The sequence below is a fragment of the Micropepsis pineolensis genome (genome assembly GCF_055392125.1).
In genome coordinates this window covers 1,139,512-1,159,319 of sequence record NZ_AP042408.1, presented here as the reverse complement: position 1 = coordinate 1,159,319, position 19,808 = coordinate 1,139,512, and the positions used below count along the sequence as shown (strand labels likewise).

Here is a 19,808-nt window from a genome sequence, read left to right as displayed (position 1 = left end):
TCGCCACCCTGCCCCACCACAACAGCACAACCCATACGTTTACCGCAACGGTAAAATCCGCGCCTCGACGACGCCGTGGGGGATATTAGCCCGCCTTTTCGATCAGCACTTCCCAGACATCACCGACACGGGTCTGGCTTAAGACCTTATGGCCCTCGCCCGCCACCGACAGCGGCACGTTACGGATGGGATCGCCATCACCCAGCACCACTTTCAGCCGCTCGCCCGCCGTCAGCTTGGCCAGATCGAACTTAACCTTTACGAAATTGAGCGGGCAGGCCACCGTGCGGTAATCGCGTTCCAGTGCCACCGCGATATCGTTCGCGGCGACCGGAAGCGCCGGGGCGTCTGCCACAGGAGCCTTCTGCTTTTCCGCTGGAAAGCGCAGACTGCTGTCCATATTGGCGTAGAGCGATTTGATATCATCCAGCAGTGCAGACAGATCGGCCCGATGGGCTTCGAGGTCTGCGCCATTTTTCGCCGCTTCGATGGCGGGGCGGAAGCGTTCGGCCACCAGCCCGCCGGTGATGAAATGCTTGAGGAAGGCGGCAAAGACCTGCGCGTCGGCCCCCGATTCAATGCCCCGGGTGATGAGCAGGGCCCGCGCCGTACGCAGCGCCTGCTGATACAAAGCCGCTGCACCACCTTCGGCCCGCAGCCGGTCAGCTTCCTTCAGATCAACATCAATCAGATCGAACAGACCGGCCGAACATTCGCCAACACCACGGCCAACCAGCGAGAACGGATCCTCGGCACCCCAGTCGAAATAGTAATTCTTGTCATCCTCGAAATCCGGCACCGCTTCATGGCGTTTAATGGCGGCCTTGATATCTTCCTCACCTTCGCCATCGACATAATCAGCAAAGCTGGCAAAACGGTCTTTCTTGGCGAGCCATGTGTGAAGCACTTCGGCGATGAAGCGCGGCAAGGCCCGTGACGGCACCCGGTCGAACACTTTGGCCAGACGGGCATCGCCATGGGCGGTGCGGGCACCAGCCACCACGGCATAGGCCGGGTAAATCCGCTTATCCTTACGCCCGACATTACCGAAGAACCCCAGATCGGCAATCATATGCTGGCCACAGGTGTTGGGGCAGCCTGAGATGTTGAGCTTGAAATCCGGAATATCATCCAGCGACAGACCAGACTGCGACAGATGACGCACCACGGCAGTCATCGCCCCCTTGGGCAGGCAGATGCCCAGTTTACAGGTGTCAGCCCCGGTGCAGGAAATCGAATTGGCGAGCAGGCGCGGCGCTGCCGCCAGCCGGTCAAAACCATGTACTAGATGGAAGACATTGCCGAGCAGGTTTTGCGGAATATTCCGTAAGCGGATGTTTTGACCAAAGGTGGCCCGCACCACATCGGGGCCAAGGGGGACCAGAAAATCCGCCAGCGCAATGGCATCTTCGTTACGTAAGTTTCCCAGACTGACCGGAACCAGAACCGAGAACAGGCCGGGCTGACGCTGCGGCTCAACAAAGCGGCGATGCCAGGCATCATATTCGGCCCCAGTGGCGGCTTGCGGCACATGCGCGGTATCCGCAATAACCGCATCGGGGGCTTCGGGCACAAAGGGGGCAGGATTTTCTGCCCGCAGCTTTTCTTCTTCAGCCGCGTAAAGCGTACGGAATTCCTGCTCGCCCAGCTTGTTCCACAAAAAGCGTAGGCGCGCCATATTGCGGTTCTTGCGATTGCCATACTGATCGAACAGCCGCTTGACCGTTTCAGCCACGATATAAACATCGCTTTCGGGCACGAAATCGCGCAAGAGATGACCAACTTCGGGCTTGCCGCCCATCCCCCCGGCGACATAAACCACAAAACCGCGTACGCCGTTTTCGATTTTGGCCAGAAAGCCAATATCGTTGAAGCGGGCCAGCGCAGTATCGTTTTCACTATTGGAGAATGAGATTTTGAGCTTGCGCGGCAGGTTCCAGGAGTCGGCTTCGCTGATCAGCCGTGTGGTCAGCGCAAAGGCATGGGGCGAAGGATCAAACGCCTCGTGCGGGCCGACACCGGCATCAGGCGACAGCATGATATTGCGGATGGTATTACCACCGCCGCCACGGGTCGCCAGTCCCGCCACCAGCAGCGAGCGCATCGCGGTGGTGACATCACCCAGCTTCAGATCATGGATCTGCAATTCTTGTCGCGTGGTGATATGAAACGTATCGGCACCAAACTGGGCAGAATTTTCCGCCACCGTTTTCAGCTGCGCCGGTGTCAGCGCCCCGCCCGTGGTGCGGATGCGCAGCATAAAGGTGTTATCGCGACGCTGTTCATAGCAGCCAAACGGCACGCGGCGGGATTTTAGCGCTGCGGCATCCAGCTTGCCATCTTTGAATTCGGCGATGAAGCCATCAAGCCCGGCGATTTCCTCCGGCAGATTGGATGGAATGCGATAGAACATCTACACCTCCTCTTGAGCCACAAGGATCTTTTCCTCGCACGTCTCTGCGCCGATACGAAAAGATTTCACCACCGGCTCGGCACCGGCCAAAGAAACGATGACGTAACTGAGATTGGGATCACGCAGCAAACGCTTGTCTTCATCCGATAGCCGCGCCGGGCTTTCCGGATGGCTGTGATACACCGCCCGCAAGCTATAACCATCGGCCCGAAGCGCCTTGACCGCCGCGAACTGTTCCGCCGGCACCAACGTAAAATGTTCCGGCGAAGCATCAGCATTGGTCAGGCGGACATTACGACCGGCCACACCATTGCGTTCGCCAATATAGCCGCAAGCCTCGACCGGCGCATCCTGTCTGGCGTGGGCAATCAGATCGGTCAGTACGGCCGCGGTCAGGTTAAGGCTCATGCGGCGGCCCCATGGGATTTGAGATCACAAACCTGTTGTTCCTCATCGACCAGTTCGGTGATTGTCGGATGATCGCCGCAAATCGGACAGGCCGCATTATGCTTAAAGGGCACTTTGCGGAAATTCATTTCCAGCGCATCAAACGTCAGCAACGCATTGGTGAGCAATTTGCCCGCACCGGTAACAAATTTCAGCGCCTCGGCCGCCTGAATAGTGCCCAGCATGCCGGCAATGGCACCCAGCACCCCGGCCTGCGAACAGGTCGCCACCGAACCGGTTGGCGGCGGAGCATGAAAGACGCAGCGATAACAGGCCGACTGCCCCGGCACCACCGTCATGGTCTGGCCCCGAAAGCGTAAAATACCACCGTGCGAGAAGGGCTTCTTCGCCAACACACAGGCATCGTTGATCAGAAATTTGGCGGCAAAACTGTCAGTGCCGTCGATAATGAAATCATAATCAGCGATGATCGGCAGAATATTGTCAGCGGTCAGAAACAGCTTGTGCTGACGCACCGTGACATCCGGGTTCAGTTCGGCAATTTTCTCTGCTGCCGACTGCACCTTGGACTTGCCGACATCGGGGGTGAAGTGAATGACCTGACGTTGCAGGTTGGACAGATCGACCACGTCGGCATCGGCCAGCCCCAGCGTGCCAACACCTGCTGCCGCTAGATACAAGGCTGCCGGGGCCCCCAGACCACCCGCACCGATAATCAGCACCTTCGACTGCCAGAGCTTTTCCTGCCCCTCGATCCCGACATCTTTAAGCAGGATATGGCGGCTGTAGCGTTCCAGACGTTCGTCGTTGAATTCCAGCATCATCACTCCTTGATCCCGGCAAAAGCCTGCCCAAAATCGGCTATCAGATCGGACAGATCCTCACACCCCACCGACAGACGGATCAACCCGTCCGGCACACCCATACTGTCACGTTCTGCCGCGCTGTATTCGCAGAAGATCGTACTGGCCGGATGGATCGCCAGCGTCTTGCTATCGTGAATGTTGGTGGCACGCACCACCAACCGCAAGGCATCAAGCAGCCGGAAACAGGCAGCCTTGTCTGCCAGCGTAAAGGTCAGGATGCCGCCAAAACCACGGGTAAATTGCTGAACGGAAATTTCGTGCCAGCGTGACGTGGCAAGGCCCGGGTAATTGACCGCGATGACCTCGGCCCGCCCCTCCAGCCAATTTGCCAGTGCCAGCGCATTGGCCGTGCTGCGCTCAACCCGCAAAGGCACCGTTTCCAGCCCCAGGCTATGCAGAAACGCCGTATGCGGGGCCATGCAGGCACCAAGGTTACGATACACCTCGCGCCGCAGCGCCATCAGAAAGGCATTAGGCCCGAACCGTTTAGCCTGCCCGGCCAGCTTGGGGTTATGGCTCCAGTCGAATGTGCCATTATCAATGATGACGCCGCCCACTGCCGTGGCCCCACCGGAAATATATTTGGTACTGGAAATTGCTTCAATATCGATACCAAATTCGCGACTGGGTAACAGATAGGACGTTGTCGCCGTGCCATCGGCCACCAGTGGCACACCGCGGGCGTGGGCAAGCGCCGCAATCGCTTTGGCATCAGCAACTTCGAGCTGGGGGTTGGTAATAGTTTCGAAAAACACCGCGCGGGTTTTATCGTCAATCGCTGCGGCGACCGATGCCGGATCGGAAAAATCCGCATAGCGGACCTCCAGCCCCCACGGCCCCAGCGTTTGTTCAAACAGCGATATGGTATTGCCGAACAGCCAGCGTGTGGTGACGATATTGCTGCCCGCCTCGGCCAGCGTCATGATCGTGTTGGCAATCGCTGCCATACCGGAGGATACCGCCAGCGCACCACGCGCCCCGGCCAGAAGGGTGATCCGCGCCTCAAAATCAGCAACGGTGGGGTTGGAAATCCGGCTATAGGAATGCAATGCCTTGCGGCCTTCAAAGGCGGCCTGCATATCGGCAGCATTTTCAAACGCAAATGCCACATTGTCATAAACCGGCGTCCGCAAGGTGCCATGCGGGTCGGTATTTTTTTTACCCCCGCTCAGCGTGCCATGGATCGCCTGGGTCAGGAACCCCGTCATACTGCACCACCGCCAAGGAAATAGAGAAACTCCACCGCGTCACCATCAGACAGCGCCACCGTCTCATACTGCGCAGCGTCAACAAAGCCACCATTATGCTGCACCGACACCGCAGCGATATCCTCGACACCACTGTCTTTCAGCAGTGTCGACAATGTCAGCACCGCAGCGGCCACATCCTTGACCTCGCCATTGACCGTGATTTTCATGCATTGCCCCTTTGCTTCAATGTTTCACCGCACACAGGCTGATCGGATGAGGCATTTATCGTATCATCCACCGCCAAAGCGGCCTGAAGTTCCGCTTGTAAGATTTGCCGCGCGCCTTCGACATTCCCGGTTTTCACTGCCGCCAGCGCATCGGACGCAATCAGCCGCCGCCAGATCGGCAACCGCCGGGCAAAGGATGCCACCCGCGCCACAACACCAGCCCGCATGTCACCAAGCAAATCAAGAAACACCCCATATTCCGGACCAATTCTGTCCGCGATACGATCCCGCAGCGCCACCGCCAGACAAGGGCTTTTTCCAGCGGTTGAAACCGCCACCGTAATATCGCCCTGACGATGAATGGCGGGAAAGGTGAAATTGCCATGCGTCGGATCATCGATGGCGTTCATCAACAGCCCACGCAGCTGGGCTTCCTGCCACACCGCGCGATTAGCGGCTTTATCCGCCGGGCAGGATACCACCAGCGAGACGCCGGCCAGATCGCCGGACTGATAGGGGCGCTGCTGCCAGATAAAATCATCCCGCCCTACAAGGGCTTCAATACCCTCCGGTGCATCGGCGGCAATCAGCGTCACCAAAGCCCCGGCATCAAGCAAATCGGTAACCCGCCTGCCCGTGCCATAGCCGCCACCGATCACCACCACCCGCACACCCCGAAGCCGTAACGAAACTGGAAAATCGATGCTCATGACGGCACCATCATTTCTGCGCTGAGCTGTAGGGTTTTACGCAAATTCACTACCGCGCCAATCACAAACACTGCAGGTGAGCTTACCGCCACCGTGCCTGCCGCAACCGCGCCAAGGGTGCTGGTAATAATCTTTTCCCGTATCGTTGTTGCCCGTTCGACGAACATCACCGGCTCGTCCACCCGGCGTCCGGCCCGGATCAGTTCCAGCGCAATCTCGACCCGCTGCTTCACCCCCATCAACACAACCAGAGTATCGACACTGGCATATTTTTGCCAGGATAGCGCCCCCTCACCGGCACCATGGCCAGTGACCACAGCAAAGCCATGCGACACGCCACGCGCAGTCAGCGGCACCCCGGCCAGTTCGGCCGCCGCGATGGCCGAAGAAATCCCGGGCACAATCTCAACCGCAATACCGTGGTCCGCCAGTACCTGCCATTCTTCCGCGGCCCGACCAAACACACAAGGATCGCCGCCCTTTAACCGCGCCACACGGCGCCCGGCCCTGGCGTGTTCAACCATCAGATCGAAAATCATCTGCTGGGTGGCTTCCTGCTCGCCCTCATGTTTGCCGACATAAATGCGCTCCGCCTGCGGATTAACCAGCGACAGCACCTGTTCACCGGCCAGGCGATCATAGAGCAGTACGTCAATTTCGCCCAGTATCCGCACCGCTTTGACGGTCAGCAATTCGGGGTCCCCGGGGCCTGCCCCGATCAGGTAAACTTTGCCTGTCATGAAGCGGTCTCCTTAGTGTCGAAGGTGTGAATGCCACATTCCAGTTTGTTACCACCCCAGCGCCCAGAGCGCGGATTGGCGGCATCGGACGGCAGGCTGGTACAGGGTGCACAACCAATGCTAAGGTAACCCTTATCGTAAAGCGGCAGAGTTTCGACCTCAAAACTCCACAGATAGTTTTGCACATCCTGCCACGACCAATCGGCCAGCGGGCTAACCTTGGTGAGCGCTTTACCGCTTGGCAAATGGTGGGTTTCAACAACCTGTAAATTTGCGCGGCTGGGCGATTGCGCCCGGCGTAAGCCTGTGAACCAGATATCGTAATCGGCCAATGCCACCATCAGGGGCTCGACTTTACGCGCATGGCAACACGCACCGGGATTGTTGCGGTACTGCACGCCATTTTTTGCTTCATACGTGGCGAGGCTGTCTTTAGCCTGTACATTGACCAAATTAAGCCGCCACAGCTGGGCCATATGATCGCGATAAGCCAGCGTTTCAGCAAAATGATACCCGGTATCGAGAAACAGTACGGCGATATCGGGGCGAACTTTTAACAGCTCGCGTAAAACCACCATATCCTCGGCCTGAAAGCTGCACGTAATGCAAGCCTTACCGACGGTTCCTTCTAAAACTTCCCGGAGAATCTCGAAACGCATCACACCACCTTATTAAATGCCACCCGCATCGCTGAAATGCCCGACCACGGGAATAATGCAGCGCGCTTCCAGTTCCCCAAGCACCGTTTCCAGTTCAACATACGTCTGGCCCTTCAATGATACCAAATCATCCCCCAGCCGCAGCGACATGCGACTATAGAGCCCCACGTCGCTATCACCGCCAGCAAGAATGACAATGAACCCTGCATTATACAGGTGCGCGGCAATCTCAGGCACAACCGTCGGATCGGCCCCTTGCAGCGCATAGACCGACAAACCACGGCGGAATAATGCAGCTTCCAGCACAGTGACCAGCCCAGGCTGATCCAGCCATAACACCGAAGGCTTATGGCCGAAGCGGCTGGCCCGCTCGATCGGTGTAATACCTTCATCGCTGAACACAAGCGACCGGACTGCATCGGCACGACCGGTTGCCGAGAGACGGGGCGCACGCAACATGCCAGCCCCTACGGTCGCATTGCTGATCGGATCGATCAGGATGAAGCTGCCGGTTTTGTGATTATCGCTATAGGCATCAAAGAACAAAGGTTTGGTGGTTTCCAGCGCCACCGCACCGATATCATTCATGTTGAGACTATCAGCGGGGTCTTCGCTTAGGCTTTCGACATTCAGCCGATACTCCACTGCTGTCACCTTGGCCGGTATCGTCTGAGTGGTTTGCTTGAGCAGATAGGAACGACCGGTTTTGAGCGCTTCAGCATTCATCCACACCAGCATGGCGTTCTGACGTCGGGCGGCAATCGGCGGAGCATCACTGTGCACCAGCATGTCACCGCGACCGACATCGATTTCGTCAGTTAGCGTCACCGTTACTGCCTGCCCGGCCTGCACCGTAAGCAGATTACCATTCCAGGTGACCAGACTTTTAACGCGGCTCATCCGCCCAGATGGCAGAACCTGAACAGGATCATCCACGCTTAATGTCCCCGATAGCACTTCGCCGGCAAAGCCGCGAAAATCACTGTCGGGACGGATGACATATTGTACGGCAAAGCGTAACGGCGCCGTGGCCGTAGCCCCCACGAGCGGCACAGTTTCCAGATGATCGAGCAGCGCCGGCCCATCATACCACGGGGTGCGAGTGCTTTTAATCGTGACATTATCGCCCTCCAGTGCACTGATCGGAATGAACTGAGCGTGGCCGATACCAAGGTGAGCGAGATGTTGGATGAATTCGGCTTTAATGCTTTGAAAGCGTGCCTGATCATAGCCAATCAGATCGATTTTGTTGACCGCCACCACGATATGCTGAATGCCAAGCAGCGCGGCAATGGCAGCGTGGCGGCGCGATTGCGGCAACACACCATGACGGGCGTCGATCAGAATAATCGCCAGATCGGCGTTCGATGCCCCGGTCGCCATGTTGCGGGTATATTGCACATGGCCAGGGGTGTCGGCGATGATAAATTTGCGCCGCGGCGTAGCAAAATAGCGATAGGCAACGTCGATGGTAATGCCCTGTTCGCGTTCGGCCCGTAAGCCATCGGTGAGCAGCGAAAAATCAATTGGCCCTGACGCCCGATTGACGGCGGAATGTTTCATCGCCGCCAGCTGGTCTTCATACACCCCACGAGCCTCGTAGAGCAGCCGCCCGATCAGTGTTGATTTTCCATCATCGACACTGCCCGCGGTGGCAAAACGCAATAAACCTTTCTGGCGGTCTTCGGCCAGAAAGCTTTCAATCGCATCGGCGGTGACGATTTTTACTGCCGTATTCATCAGAAATACCCTGCCCGTTTCTTGAGTTCCATCGACCCATCCTGATCATGATCGATGGCGCGGTTCTCACGTTCGGAACGGCGGAAGCTGACCAGCTCGGCAATAATCTTTGGGATCGTATCAGCGTCAGAGCGGATAGCCCCCGTGCACGGCACACAGCCTAATGAACGCATCCGGCACAGCACGGTTTCGACTTTTTCCCCATCCGCCAGTGGAATGTTATGCTCAACCGGCTGCAAATTGTCACCACGCACAATCACGGGACGTGGAGCCGCAAAATAGAGTGGTACCACCGGAATGTTCTCGACATGGATATAATGCCAGATATCCATCTCGGTCCAATTAGACAAAGGGAAAACCCGGATGCTTTCCCCCTTGTCGATGCGGCTGTTGAACAGGCTCCACAACTCAGGGCGCTGGTTCTTGGGGTCCCATTGCCCGTGTCTGTCACGGAAAGAATAAACCCGCTCCTTGGCACGGGATTTCTCCTCGTCCCGACGTGCCCCACCAAAGGCCGCGTCATACCCCCCCGCCGTCAGGGCATCAAGCAGCGACTGGGTTTTGAGCAGACTGCAACACTTTTGCGTGCCGAGCCGGAACGGATTGGTGCGATCGGCAATGGCCGCTTCGTTACGATGCACAATCAAATTTGCACCTACCGCTGCCGCCTGAGCATCGCGGAAGCGGATCATCTCGTCAAATTTGAATCCAGTATCGACGTGCAGCAGTGGAAACGGAATCTTACCGGGATAAAACGCTTTTTCGGCAAGCCGCAGCATGACGGAGGAGTCTTTGCCAATAGAATAGAGCATCACGGGATTGGCAAATTCCGCCGCCACTTCGCGAAAAATGTGAATGCTCTCAGCTTCCAGCACATCGAGGTGATTTAAAATCGCGTTCACTATATTCCCCTGCCAGCAAGGATCTGCATCAGATACCGGCGCCAAGTTCAAAGAAGTCGGACACGAAAGCGCTTTGCGGTGATTTTTTTATGTCGTCCACACTGCCGAACTGTTCAATTCTGCCGGCATTCATCACCGCAACCTGATCGGCCATAGCAAAAGCCTCGTCCTGATCATGGGTGACGAAAATGGTGGTCAGACCTAGCTTATCGTGCAGCGCGCGCAGCCAGATGCGCAGTTCCTTGCGCACCTTGGCATCAAGTGCACCAAACGGCTCGTCAAGCAGTAAAATGCGTGGTTCGATCGCCAGTGCCCGCGCCAGGGCCACACGCTGGCGCTGACCACCAGAAAGCTGCGAAGGATAGCGCGCCCCCAACCCATCAAGCTGTACCAGCTCCAGCAACTGTTCGACCCGTGTAGCAATCTCTTTGCGGCTTGGACGATTACGCCGCGGCCGCACAGTCAGACCAAAGGCGACATTATCGGCCACCGTCATATGACGGAAGAGGGCATAGTTCTGAAAGACAAAACCACTGCGCCGTGACCGGGCCGGAATGGCGAGCCAATCCTCGCCCTCCAATTCGACCCGCCCACCATCGGGATATTCCAGACCACCCAGAATCCGCAACAGCGTGGTCTTGCCCGAGCCCGATGGGCCCACCAGCGCTACAAAGCTGCCCAGCGGTATGGTCAGATCGATGCCGTGCAGCGCCGGATAGCGCGAGAAACTTTTGGCAACGGATTCGATAATCAAAGACACGGTGTATTGTCCCTTAATGGCGATGGCTTGCTGCGATCTGGTCGGCAAAACGCCATTCCAGCAGCGATTTTAAAACCAGTGTCACCAGCGCCAGCAGCGCCAGCAGCGATGCCACGGCAAAGGCCGCAACATATTGATAATCGTTATAAAGAACCTCAATATGCAGCGGCATGGTATTGGTCAGCCCCCGAATATGGCCGCTGATCACCGAAACTGCACCAAACTCGCCCATTGCACGGGCATTGCATAGCAGAACGCCATACAACAGACCCCATTTGATGTTGGGTAAGGTGACTTTGAGGAAGGTCTGCAAACCGGATGCACCCAGCGTGATGGCGGCCTCCTCCTCGGTGCGCCCCTGATCCTGCATCAGTGGGATCAGTTCACGCGCGATAAAAGGAAAAGTGACAAAAACCGTAACCAGCACGATCCCTGGTAAAGCGAAGGCTATTTTAATATCGGCGTCGCGTAAGGCTTCACCCCACCAGCCCTGAATACCAAAGACCAAGATATAGATCAGACCAGCCACCACCGGCGAGATCGAAAACGGCAGATCAATAAATGTGGCGAGCAGATGCTTGCCGCGAAAATCATATTTCGCAATTGTCCAAGCCGCGATGACACCGAACACCGCGTTCAGTGGCACGGCAATAACCGCCGCAATTAAGGTCAGCCGGACAGCGGCAAGGGCATCGGGGTCACGTAAAGCCGTCAGGGCAAAGCGCAAACCTTGCTGCAGGCCGTCACTGAACACCAGAACCAGTGGCAGACCCAGAAACAGTGCAATAAAACCAATCGCCAATACACTTAAGGTCAGGCGGACCATAAAACTATCTTTACACGGATCGTTACGGATCATTGACGCCTTGCCACCCAGAACTGCAACAGATTGAGCACCAGTAGAAACAGGAACGACGCTGCCAGCATGATGACGCCAATCGCCGACGCCCCGGCATAATCAAACTGAGCCAGCTTGATGACGATCAGGAGTGGGGCAATTTCCGAAACCGCCGGAATATTGCCCGCGATAAAAATCACAGAGCCGTATTCACCGACCGCGCGGGCAAACGCCAGGGTCGCCCCGGCAATCAGCGACGGCGTCAGTGCCGGCAACACCACCCGGCGAAGGGTTTGCAGACGACTGGCCCCCAACGTTGCGGCAGCTTCTTCCGCCTCACGCCCCAACTCAAGCATGACCGGCTGCAAGGTCCGTACGACAAAGGGGAGCCCAATAAAGGTCAGGGCCACGACAATACCAAGCGGGGTGTAGGCGACGGTAATTCCAAGCCGGGCCAAGGGTGCCCCCAGCCAGCCTTGCGGTGCATAAAGCGATGACAACGCGATGCCCGCCACCGCCGTGGGGAGTGCGAAAGGCAGATCGACCAACGCATCGATAAAGCGCCGGCCGGGAAAACGATAACGGACCAGAACCCAGGCGACGATCAGCCCGAACACCGCATTGATCGCCGCCGCAATGAAGGCGGCCCCAAAGGATAAACGCAATGCCGCCACAACACGCGGCTCACGGATCAGATCCCAGAATCCGGAAAAGCCGATCTCGGCTGGCCGCACCAGAAGTGCGACCAGCGGAACCAGCACAATGGCAGAAAGGTAAAACAGCGTCAGCCCCAGCGTCAGCCCGAAACCGGGGATGGCGCTTTTACGGACAGGGTTACGCAACACCAACCGCACAGTCATGATTAGTGGCCCGGCTTATAGATCTGGTCAAAGGTCGCCCCATCGGCGAAGTGATCGGCATTGGCTTTCTTCCAGCCACCGAACACCTGATCGATGGTGTAGAGCTTGATCTTCGGATAGGTCGCTGCATGGGCAGCAAGGATCTTCGGATCTCGCGGGCGATAGAAATCACGCGCTTCGATTTCCTGTGCCTCGGGACTGTATAGAAAGCGCAGATAGGCTTCGGCCACTTTACGCGTGCCATGGCGGTCAACATTCTTATCCACCAACGCCACGGTCGGCTCGGCCAGGATCGAGACCTTAGGATAAATAATCTCAAACTTGTCAGCGCCATATTCTTTGAGCGCCAGATGAGCCTCGTTCTCCCAGGTCAGCTGCACATCACCCAGTTCACGCTGCACAAAGGTGGTGGTAGCACCACGGGCCCCGGTATCCAGCACCGGCACATGCTTATAAAGTGCCTCAACAAACGCCTTGGCCTTGGCCTGCGTACCGCCCGGACCTTTCAGGGCATAGGCCCAGGCCGCCAGATAGGCCCAGCGTGCCCCGCCGGAAGTTTTCGGATTTGGGGTCACCACCGATACGCCCGGCTTGATCAGGTCGGCCCAGTCATGGACGTTCTTCGGGTTACCCTTACGCACCAGGAAAACATAGGTCGACGTGTACGGCGTGCTGTTGGCGGGCAGGCGCTTCTGCCAGTCGGCGGGCAAGAGCCTGCCCTTTTCGGCGATAGCATCAACATCATAGGCCAGCGCCAGCGTCACCACATCGGCATCCAGCCCGTCGATCACCGCGCGGGCCTGCGCCCCCGAACCGCCATGTGACTGGCTGATGGTGACATCCTGGCCGGTTTTTGCCTTCCACTGTTTGGCGAAGGCCGCGTTGATGTCCTTATAAAGCTCGCGCGTCGGATCATAGGACACGTTGAGCAGTTGGGTGGGACCGGCCAGAGCCGGGGTAGCCGAAGCCGCCAGCGTTACGCCCGCCAGTGCGGCGTATAAGAAAACGGATGCAATCTGCTTCATTAGCTCCTCCATTTTACGAATTAAAATATAGAATACAGATATTCACAAACTCTGCGTGCCTTTTCATAGGTTTTATCAATAACACAGCATTGTCAACACGAATGTAATAATACACATTAAAAATTATGTTAAATCTAAGGAGCCATGCACGACAACCTTGCGTGCAATCGCCTGAGTTGAAAGAGAAAACAGATTTTACCTGCTGGCGCGGGCAAATTGGCGCAGCCGGTGCCTGACACGACAAGGGATCTGGTGCTTACCCCAAGGTAAGCACCATCCGCATGATGGACGATGTAGGAAGATGAATGGTGAGCCCGATGGGTTTCGAACCCATGGCCCTCTGATTAAAAGTCAGATGCTCTACCGCTGAGCTACGGGCTCACTGTCAAAAGGCGGGCGGACCATATGGGTAGCGTTTCTCCCGGTCAACTGGCCCACCGGTAAAAAAAGTGAATTTTGCGGTTCTTGGTGATTTTATTCTGTTGCGGCAACCTCTTTGCGGGCCGGATAGCGGGCGAAGAAGTCCCGCGCCCAGGACTCGGCCCGCCCATCGGCAATCGCCGCCCGCGCTGCGGCGGTAATATCCTGAAAGAAGGTCAGGTTATGGGCCGTCAGCAACATCGAGGCGATGATCTCGTTCGCCTTGACGACATGGTGCAGATAAGCCCGGCTGTAATTACGGCAGGCCGGGCAAGAACAATCCGGCGAAATCGGATTGGTATCCTCGGCATGGCAGGCGTTTCGCATGTTGAGCGGCCCGTCCCAGGTAAAAGCCTGGCCATTGCGCCCCGAACGCGACGGCAACACGCAGTCGAACATGTCGATACCACGCATGATGCCGCCGACAATATCGTCTGGCTTGCCAACCCCCATCAGATAGCGCGGCTTATCCTGCGGCAGCCGCGGGGTGGTAGCCTCCAGCGTCTCAAACATCGCCGACTGGGGTTCGCCCACCGCAAGGCCGCCGACGGCATAGCCGTCAAAGCCGATTTCCTGCAATCCCGCCGCCGATCGGGCACGCAGGCGTGGCACGGTACCGCCCTGAACAATACCAAAACAGGCATGGCCTGGCTGGTCACCAAAAGCGATCTTCGAGCGCTTGGCCCAGCGCAGCGTCATCTCCAGAGACTTTTCCAGCCGCGCTTCATCGGCAGGCAGCGCCGGACATTCGTCGAGCACCATCTGAATTGTCGAACCCAACAGACGCTGAATCTCCATCGCCCGCTCCGGCGACAGGAACTCTTCCGCCCCGTCGATGTGCGAGCGAAAACGAACGCCTTCCTCGCTGAGCTGACGTAAGCCCGACAGGCTCATGACCTGAAAGCCGCCCGAATCAGTCAGGATCGGCCCCGACCAGTTCATAAACGTGTGTAAGCCACCCAGCCGGGCAATACGCTCGGCCGTGGGGCGCAGCATCAGGTGGTAGGTATTGCACAACAGGATATCGGCACCGGTCTGACGTACCGATTCGGGCATCATGGCCTTGACAGTCGCTGCGGTACCCACAGGCATGAAGGCCGGTGTGCGGATATCTCCGCGTGGGGTATGAACAATTCCGCTACGGGCAGCCCCGGACGTGGCCAACAATTCAAAAGAAAATTCGCGCATGCCACGCCCATAGCAGGCGTGGGCGACAGATTAAAGAGGGGGGCGGTGCTTTAAAATACACCGCAAACATACCATTGGGGGCTCTTAATAAGGCTGAGACCGTGTCTTAGCCTGTCACGAAGTGAAAAAAATGATGATGGTGTCACACCAGACAAGACATTGTTAAGATTGAAAAAAGCTAAGGTGGTGGAGTATATTCCCGACCCTTGGGGTATTTTGTCACGAAAGCGCCGCAACTAAGGCGTGCTTTTTCTGTTGAAAAAGATAGGGCCGTCCTTTTACTTGTTAGACAAATTGAACGATAACGGGACACTTTCGTGCCAGTTATATGTCAAAATTAGCATGTTCGGATGCGCCGGAGATAGAATAAATGCCGGAGGTGGGATGAAGGACAATATCGAAGCCGCCGATCTGCAGGAGCAGCTCGCCATTTCCGGTGGGATCAAACAGATGCGGTTTGTCCGTCGTCTGGCCTGCTGCGGCGGCTTGCTGGCGGCAGATACCCTGGCCTTCGTGACGGCGGCAACTCTGTTCCGTAGTGGTCACCAGATCCCGCAAATCATTATCTACCGTGGCGTGCTGCCCTTTGGCCAGGTCATGGTCGACCTGTATTTCATGCTGGCCGCGCTGTTCATTCTGGTGCGCTATGTCGCTGGCGATTACAACCGGCGCCAGCTGTTCTGGGACGGGGCGCGCCAAACCACCATCGGCATCATCATTGCCAGCCTGCCTTGTTTTATTATCCGCTACTTCTCGCAGGCGAGCTACTCGCTGATGCCGGATGCCTTAAGCTGGGCCTTTGCGCTGTTTGCCATTCCGCTCTACCGCCATGGCGCCCGCTATCTTTTAGGCAAAGCCGACATCTGGCAGATGCCGACGGCCCTGATCGGCAATGGCGAAAAGGCGTTCGACGTCTGCGCCATGTTCCGCAAATCGCTCTCGCTCGGCTTTGAGGTCCGCTATCACGTCTCGCCGGAAGAAAATGCGGTTAAGAATATCCCCGGCATCATCCGCATCAGCTTGCGCAATCCGGCCAACATTGTCCGCCGCTTAAGTCAGGCCGGCTGCCTGCAGGCCATTGTCATTGCCGATCAGCTGCAGGATGAAGAAATCCGCCTGCTGATTGAATGGCTGATGGCCGCCGGGATCGAGGTTGCGGTGGTGCCGCAGATCCGCCGCGTGCCGATGCTGGGCATGACGGTCAATTATTTCTTCGGCAGCGACATTATCCTGATGCATGTGCGCGACAACATCGCCCGCCTGCCCAGCCAGATCATCAAACGGCTGATGGATTTCTTCGGCTCGCTGACCTTGCTGGTGCTGCTGTCACCGCTGCTGGCGCTGATTGGTCTGATGATCAAGCTGGAAGGCGGCAGTATTCTGTTCGTTCAGTCGCGTATTGGTAAGGATGGCGTTGAATTTCCCTGTCTCAAATTCCGCACCATGCGCGAAGATGCCGAGGATATGCTCAAGCGCTGGAAACAGCAGGCATCGCCAATCTATCGCGAATATGTGGCGTCGAATTTCAAGTTGCGCCACGATCCGCGTGTCACCCGGGTGGGCAACTTCTTACGCCGCACCAGTCTGGACGAGCTGCCGCAATTGCTCAACGTGCTGATGGGCGATATGAGCCTGGTTGGCCCCCGCCCGTTACTGGCGCGGGAGATCGGCGATTACGGCGACACCATCAAACTCTATCAGCAGCTCCGGCCCGGTATTACCGGCCTGTGGCAGATCAGCGGGCGCAGCCATACCACCTTTGCCGAACGGGCCAATGCGGACGAATGGTACGTCAAGAACTGGTCGATCTGGTATGACATCGTCATTCTGTTCAATACGATTGATGTGCTGATACGCCGCGAAGGGGCCTTTTAAAGGTCGCGCCACAGTGCAAATCCCATAAAAAAGCCCTGTCGCAACGCGGCAGGGCTTTTTTTCGTATCCACCACCCGCGAACTACCCGGGATGGGTTTTGCTTTCGGTATCGGACGCAATGCGATCCATCACGGCAAACAAAAGCCCGGAAATCAGGAAGGTGACATGCAGCCCGATCAGCCAGGCCAGGGTGCGGTCATCAATATGCTCGCCCGGCTGGGTCAGCTTCATGAAGGCCCGCAACAGCGAAATCACCGAGATCGCCACGATCGAGCCGATCAGCTTCATCTTCAGGCCCGAGAAATCCAGTGTCCCCATCCAGCTGGGGCGATCTTCACTCGCCCCGGTATCAATCTTGGAGACGAAATTCTCGTAACCAGAGAAAATCACAATGATGACAAGGTTCCCGGCCAGCGACAGATCGATCAGTGACAGCACGACCAGAATAACCGCTTCGGGGTCGAGGGTGAAATGGTGCACGAACTCGACAATTTCGGAGCAGAAGGTCGCCAGCAGCAGAAACAGCGACAGCACCAGCCCGAGATAAAACGGTGCCACCACCCAGCGCGCCTGAAACAAAATTGTCTCAAGCCAATGTTCAACCCTTAAGCGTTGACGCATGAATGTGCCCTCGCGATAGATAAATATGACCGAAACGCTGTAAATGTGGCGATGGCATGTGCAGGCGTCAAGTGCCCGCACAGAAAAGCGGCCCGCCGGCTCAAGCCAGACCACCCCATAGACTGCCAGCAGGGGGCCGTGCGCCTGACAGACTTTACCGTTCTGAAGCCTGCGGCGCCTTTTAAGGCGCGGGTTTCAGGTACGGTTCAACCTTGCCCTTGAGCTTGATGGTCATCGGGTTGCCGCGGCGGTCGACGCTTTTACCGGCAACAACACGCACCCAACCCTCGCTGATGCAATATTCCTCGACATTGGTCTTCTCGACACCGTTGAAGATGATACCGATGCCGTGCTCCAGCAAAGCTTCATTATAGAAGGGGCTGCTGGGGTTGACGCAAAGGCGGTCGGGAAGTTCGTCGCTCATGTTCGGGCCTTGTATTGCAGTTTGTAATCTTGCCGCCCCTCATAAGCGATATTGGCGTCGCATCCAAGGGTGTATTATCGGCGCGCCGGATGCGTAACCGGCATGCGAAAGGACACACAGATTCATGACCTACTCGATTTATCAGGCCAGTATCGAGCCGATGATCCATATGTTGCAGAATCTCAGCCGCATTCTCGACAAGGCGGTGACCGAGGCCGGAACCAAACATATTCCGCTGCAAACCCTGCTCGATACCCGTCTGGCCCCCGATATGTTCGCGTTCCCCCGTCAGATACAACTGGCCTCGGATTCGGCCAAATCCCTGGCCGCCCGGCTAGCCGGGGAGGAACCGCCGAAATATGCCGACACCGAAAAGACTTTCCCGGAACTGAAAGTGCGGGTCGAAAAGACCATCACCTATTTGCAAAGCCTTGATTCGGCGCGCTTTGTCGGTGCAGAAGATCGCCCCATCGCCTTTCAGGGCCATCGCGGCCCGGTTGAAACCATTGGCGAGACGTATGCCCGCTTTGACCGGGTGCCGAACTTCTACTTTCATGTTGTGGTGGCCTACAGCTGCTTAAGGGCCGCTGGGATTGATGTTGGTAAACGCGATTATCTTGGAAATTAACCACTCAAACGATTTTCTTGTCAAAAGCCCGGAATCTTTCCGGGCTTTTTATCATCATGGCCTTGTAATTATGCGCTACCGGATTATTTTAGAACTATTCTAAATTTAATGGAGAAAATGGTATGTCCAAGTCCACCAAACTGCCGCAAGTCGTCATTTCCGCCAATGCCGTGCCTGAATTGGTTGAAGGCTTAAATGGTTTGCTGGCCGACGCTTTTGCCATCTATCTCAAAACCAAGAATTTCCACTGGCACGTCTCGGGTCCCCATTTCCGCGAATACCACCTTTTGTTTGATGATCAGGCCGGCCAGATCCTGGCCATGACCGACATTCTGGCCGAACGGGTGCGTAAGCTGGGTGGCCGAACGCTGACCTCGATCGGGGCGATTTCGCGCCACCAGAGCCTGACCGACAATGATGCAGAAACGGTCACGACTGCGGCAATGCTGAAGGAACTGATCGCCGATAATGCTGCCGTGGCGGCCGCCTTACGCAATGTGCACGAGCTCTGCGCCGACCATAACGATTTTGCCACTGCCAGCCTGCTGGAGAACTTCATCGACGAGACCGAGCAGCGCATCTGGTTCCTGAAACAAACCGCAGCAGCTTAATAACGCGTAATGTGAGGGATTTTGGGCGGCAGGGCTTGGGTTTCAGGCCCCCGCCGCCCCCCTACCGCACCATGGACAGCCGCCCCGCACCGGGTGTAAGTCGTGGGCGCAACAAATTGTCGGGACAAGCCCCGTGCGTTCTTATGTGCTGGCCGCAAGCTTAGCGGCATGTCTGGCGACAGGCGTTACATCTGCCGCCTATGCCGCTAATGACGATGCTCTGATCCCGGGCGACTGCCCCACCGGAGCCAATGAAGCCCGTTTGCAGCTGGCGATCGATCAGGTCCATTCGACCAAGGGCAATGTCACCGTGGTAGTCTATGGCGATAAGCCGTCCGACTTTCTTGCCAAGGGCAAAAAGCTGGTCAAGGTCCGCATGCCCGCCAAACCGGGTATCACCAAGGCCTGCCTGATCCTGCCCAAGCCCGGCACCTATGCCGTGGCGGCCTTTCATGACGAAGACAACGACCATCACCTGACCCGCAACATGCTGGGCTTGCCGGTGGAGGGGTATGCCTTCTCCAACAACCCTAAAGCGCTGCTCGGCCTGCCGTCCTATCGCTCAGTCTCGTTCAGTGCCCACCCCGGCAATACACCGATGCCGCTGCACATCCATTATCCGTAGATTCGTTTTTTGTAGATCCCAAAGGGGCTTAGATGCGGGCGGGGCAACAGCCCCCGCCGGCCCAGTCCATTTTGACAC

Annotated in this window: 21 protein-coding genes and 1 tRNA gene; 4 read left to right on the top strand and 18 right to left on the bottom strand. The window is 57.0% G+C overall.

Annotation, left to right across the window (positions count from 1 at the left end; translation table 11 throughout):
- Positions 1-85: 85 nt before the first annotated feature.
- The 16 genes from ACZ5RI_RS05175 to tgt all read right to left on the bottom strand — a co-directional run bounded on the left by ACZ5RI_RS05175 (position 86) and on the right by tgt (position 14,946).
- A complete protein-coding gene (locus ACZ5RI_RS05175; protein WP_464515045.1) occupies positions 86-2,413 on the bottom strand; it encodes a sulfurtransferase TusA family protein in 2,328 nt (775 codons plus the stop codon).
- Positions 2,414-2,821 (bottom strand): M67 family metallopeptidase, encoded by a 408-nt coding sequence (locus ACZ5RI_RS05170; RefSeq protein ID WP_464515044.1) that lies wholly within the window; start codon positions 2,819-2,821, stop codon positions 2,414-2,416. It lies immediately after the preceding gene.
- Positions 2,818-3,645 carry a HesA/MoeB/ThiF family protein gene (locus ACZ5RI_RS05165; protein ID WP_464515043.1) on the bottom strand — a complete coding sequence of 276 codons (828 nt, stop codon included), beginning with the start codon at positions 3,643-3,645 and terminating at the stop codon, positions 2,818-2,820. The genes ACZ5RI_RS05170 and ACZ5RI_RS05165 overlap by 4 nt, the downstream gene beginning before the upstream one ends.
- Positions 3,645-4,895: an aminotransferase class V-fold PLP-dependent enzyme gene (locus ACZ5RI_RS05160; RefSeq protein WP_464515042.1), complete on the bottom strand. Its 1,251-nt coding sequence runs from the start codon at positions 4,893-4,895 to the stop codon at positions 3,645-3,647. The genes ACZ5RI_RS05165 and ACZ5RI_RS05160 overlap by 1 nt, the downstream gene beginning before the upstream one ends.
- Positions 4,892-5,104 carry a sulfur carrier protein ThiS gene (gene thiS / locus ACZ5RI_RS05155; RefSeq protein WP_464515041.1) on the bottom strand — a complete coding sequence of 71 codons (213 nt, stop codon included), beginning with the start codon at positions 5,102-5,104 and terminating at the stop codon, positions 4,892-4,894. Before thiS ends, ACZ5RI_RS05160 begins: the two co-directional genes overlap by 4 nt.
- Positions 5,101-5,814, bottom strand: a complete 714-nt coding sequence (locus tag ACZ5RI_RS05150) for a precorrin-2 dehydrogenase/sirohydrochlorin ferrochelatase family protein (protein WP_464515040.1) — start codon at positions 5,812-5,814, stop codon at positions 5,101-5,103. Before ACZ5RI_RS05150 ends, thiS begins: the two co-directional genes overlap by 4 nt.
- A complete protein-coding gene (cobA, locus tag ACZ5RI_RS05145; protein WP_464515039.1) occupies positions 5,811-6,554 on the bottom strand; it encodes a uroporphyrinogen-III C-methyltransferase in 744 nt (247 codons plus the stop codon). The genes ACZ5RI_RS05150 and cobA overlap by 4 nt, the downstream gene beginning before the upstream one ends.
- The gene (locus tag ACZ5RI_RS05140) at positions 6,551-7,213 is read right to left on the bottom strand and encodes a phosphoadenylyl-sulfate reductase (RefSeq protein WP_464515038.1); all 663 of its coding nucleotides are present in this window, start codon (positions 7,211-7,213) and stop codon (positions 6,551-6,553) included. Before ACZ5RI_RS05140 ends, cobA begins: the two co-directional genes overlap by 4 nt.
- A gap of 12 nt (positions 7,214-7,225) precedes the next feature.
- A complete protein-coding gene (cysN, locus tag ACZ5RI_RS05135) occupies positions 7,226-8,953 on the bottom strand; it encodes a sulfate adenylyltransferase subunit CysN (protein ID WP_464515036.1) in 1,728 nt (575 codons plus the stop codon).
- Positions 8,953-9,855 (bottom strand): sulfate adenylyltransferase subunit CysD, encoded by a 903-nt coding sequence (cysD, locus tag ACZ5RI_RS05130; protein ID WP_464515035.1) that lies wholly within the window; start codon positions 9,853-9,855, stop codon positions 8,953-8,955. The genes cysN and cysD overlap by 1 nt, the downstream gene beginning before the upstream one ends.
- A gap of 28 nt (positions 9,856-9,883) precedes the next feature.
- Positions 9,884-10,615 (bottom strand): sulfate/molybdate ABC transporter ATP-binding protein, encoded by a 732-nt coding sequence (locus tag ACZ5RI_RS05125; RefSeq protein ID WP_464515034.1) that lies wholly within the window; start codon positions 10,613-10,615, stop codon positions 9,884-9,886.
- Between the two features lie 13 nt (positions 10,616-10,628).
- Positions 10,629-11,474, bottom strand: coding sequence for a sulfate ABC transporter permease subunit CysW (gene cysW / locus ACZ5RI_RS05120; protein WP_464515033.1), 846 nt, complete (start codon positions 11,472-11,474; stop codon positions 10,629-10,631).
- Positions 11,471-12,313 (bottom strand): sulfate ABC transporter permease subunit CysT, encoded by an 843-nt coding sequence (gene cysT / locus ACZ5RI_RS05115; protein WP_464515032.1) that lies wholly within the window; start codon positions 12,311-12,313, stop codon positions 11,471-11,473. Before cysT ends, cysW begins: the two co-directional genes overlap by 4 nt.
- 2 nt (positions 12,314-12,315) lie before the next feature.
- Positions 12,316-13,338: a sulfate ABC transporter substrate-binding protein gene (locus ACZ5RI_RS05110; protein ID WP_464515031.1), complete on the bottom strand. Its 1,023-nt coding sequence runs from the start codon at positions 13,336-13,338 to the stop codon at positions 12,316-12,318.
- A gap of 306 nt (positions 13,339-13,644) precedes the next feature.
- Positions 13,645-13,719, bottom strand: a tRNA-Lys gene (locus tag ACZ5RI_RS05105).
- A 93-nt stretch (positions 13,720-13,812) separates the two neighbouring features.
- Positions 13,813-14,946 carry a tRNA guanosine(34) transglycosylase Tgt gene (gene tgt / locus ACZ5RI_RS05100; RefSeq protein WP_464515030.1) on the bottom strand — a complete coding sequence of 378 codons (1,134 nt, stop codon included), beginning with the start codon at positions 14,944-14,946 and terminating at the stop codon, positions 13,813-13,815.
- Positions 14,947-15,330: 384 nt separating this feature from the next.
- Between tgt and wbaP the strand changes: the two genes are divergently transcribed.
- Positions 15,331-16,821: an undecaprenyl-phosphate galactose phosphotransferase WbaP gene (wbaP, locus tag ACZ5RI_RS05095; protein ID WP_464515029.1), complete on the top strand. Its 1,491-nt coding sequence runs from the start codon at positions 15,331-15,333 to the stop codon at positions 16,819-16,821.
- Positions 16,822-16,902: 81 nt separating this feature from the next.
- Here the strand turns inward: wbaP and ACZ5RI_RS05090 are convergent, their stop codons facing one another.
- Both ACZ5RI_RS05090 and ACZ5RI_RS05085 read right to left on the bottom strand, forming a co-directional pair.
- Positions 16,903-17,442, bottom strand: coding sequence for a TIGR00645 family protein (locus tag ACZ5RI_RS05090; protein ID WP_464515028.1), 540 nt, complete (start codon positions 17,440-17,442; stop codon positions 16,903-16,905).
- 181 nt (positions 17,443-17,623) lie between these two features.
- Positions 17,624-17,866 (bottom strand): DUF3297 family protein, encoded by a 243-nt coding sequence (locus tag ACZ5RI_RS05085; RefSeq protein ID WP_464515027.1) that lies wholly within the window; start codon positions 17,864-17,866, stop codon positions 17,624-17,626.
- A 124-nt stretch (positions 17,867-17,990) separates the two neighbouring features.
- Between ACZ5RI_RS05085 and ACZ5RI_RS05080 the strand changes: the two genes are divergently transcribed.
- The 3 genes from ACZ5RI_RS05080 to ACZ5RI_RS05070 all read left to right on the top strand — a co-directional run bounded on the left by ACZ5RI_RS05080 (position 17,991) and on the right by ACZ5RI_RS05070 (position 19,730).
- A complete protein-coding gene (locus tag ACZ5RI_RS05080; protein WP_464515025.1) occupies positions 17,991-18,494 on the top strand; it encodes a DUF1993 domain-containing protein in 504 nt (167 codons plus the stop codon).
- A 122-nt stretch (positions 18,495-18,616) separates the two neighbouring features.
- Positions 18,617-19,105, top strand: coding sequence for a Dps family protein (locus ACZ5RI_RS05075; protein WP_464515024.1), 489 nt, complete (start codon positions 18,617-18,619; stop codon positions 19,103-19,105).
- A 133-nt stretch (positions 19,106-19,238) separates the two neighbouring features.
- On the top strand, positions 19,239-19,730 hold the full coding sequence (locus ACZ5RI_RS05070; protein ID WP_464515023.1) for a DUF2141 domain-containing protein: 492 nt from the start codon (positions 19,239-19,241) through the stop codon (positions 19,728-19,730).
- Positions 19,731-19,808: the final 78 nt, after the last annotated feature.

Excerpts from the sequence above, each read along its gene's own strand:
- ACZ5RI_RS05175 (WP_464515045.1), bottom strand. The coding sequence starts at position 2,413 with ATGTTCTATCGCATTCCATCCAATCTGCCGGAGGAAATCGCCGGGCTT.
- ACZ5RI_RS05170 (WP_464515044.1), bottom strand. The coding sequence starts at position 2,821 with ATGAGCCTTAACCTGACCGCGGCCGTACTGACCGATCTGATTGCCCAC.
- ACZ5RI_RS05165 (WP_464515043.1), bottom strand. The coding sequence starts at position 3,645 with ATGATGCTGGAATTCAACGACGAACGTCTGGAACGCTACAGCCGCCAT.
- ACZ5RI_RS05160 (WP_464515042.1), bottom strand. The coding sequence starts at position 4,895 with ATGACGGGGTTCCTGACCCAGGCGATCCATGGCACGCTGAGCGGGGGT.
- thiS (WP_464515041.1), bottom strand. The coding sequence starts at position 5,104 with ATGAAAATCACGGTCAATGGCGAGGTCAAGGATGTGGCCGCTGCGGTG.
- ACZ5RI_RS05150 (WP_464515040.1), bottom strand. The coding sequence starts at position 5,814 with ATGAGCATCGATTTTCCAGTTTCGTTACGGCTTCGGGGTGTGCGGGTG.
- cobA (WP_464515039.1), bottom strand. The coding sequence starts at position 6,554 with ATGACAGGCAAAGTTTACCTGATCGGGGCAGGCCCCGGGGACCCCGAA.
- ACZ5RI_RS05140 (WP_464515038.1), bottom strand. The coding sequence starts at position 7,213 with ATGCGTTTCGAGATTCTCCGGGAAGTTTTAGAAGGAACCGTCGGTAAG.
- cysN (WP_464515036.1), bottom strand. The coding sequence starts at position 8,953 with ATGAATACGGCAGTAAAAATCGTCACCGCCGATGCGATTGAAAGCTTT.
- cysW (WP_464515033.1), bottom strand. The coding sequence starts at position 11,474 with ATGATCCGTAACGATCCGTGTAAAGATAGTTTTATGGTCCGCCTGACC.
- cysT (WP_464515032.1), bottom strand. The coding sequence starts at position 12,313 with ATGACTGTGCGGTTGGTGTTGCGTAACCCTGTCCGTAAAAGCGCCATC.
- ACZ5RI_RS05110 (WP_464515031.1), bottom strand. The coding sequence starts at position 13,338 with ATGAAGCAGATTGCATCCGTTTTCTTATACGCCGCACTGGCGGGCGTA.
- tgt (WP_464515030.1), bottom strand. The coding sequence starts at position 14,946 with ATGCGCGAATTTTCTTTTGAATTGTTGGCCACGTCCGGGGCTGCCCGT.
- wbaP (WP_464515029.1), top strand. The coding sequence starts at position 15,331 with ATGAAGGACAATATCGAAGCCGCCGATCTGCAGGAGCAGCTCGCCATT.
- ACZ5RI_RS05090 (WP_464515028.1), bottom strand. The coding sequence starts at position 17,442 with ATGCGTCAACGCTTAAGGGTTGAACATTGGCTTGAGACAATTTTGTTT.
- ACZ5RI_RS05085 (WP_464515027.1), bottom strand. The coding sequence starts at position 17,866 with ATGAGCGACGAACTTCCCGACCGCCTTTGCGTCAACCCCAGCAGCCCC.
- ACZ5RI_RS05080 (WP_464515025.1), top strand. The coding sequence starts at position 17,991 with ATGACCTACTCGATTTATCAGGCCAGTATCGAGCCGATGATCCATATG.
- ACZ5RI_RS05075 (WP_464515024.1), top strand. The coding sequence starts at position 18,617 with ATGTCCAAGTCCACCAAACTGCCGCAAGTCGTCATTTCCGCCAATGCC.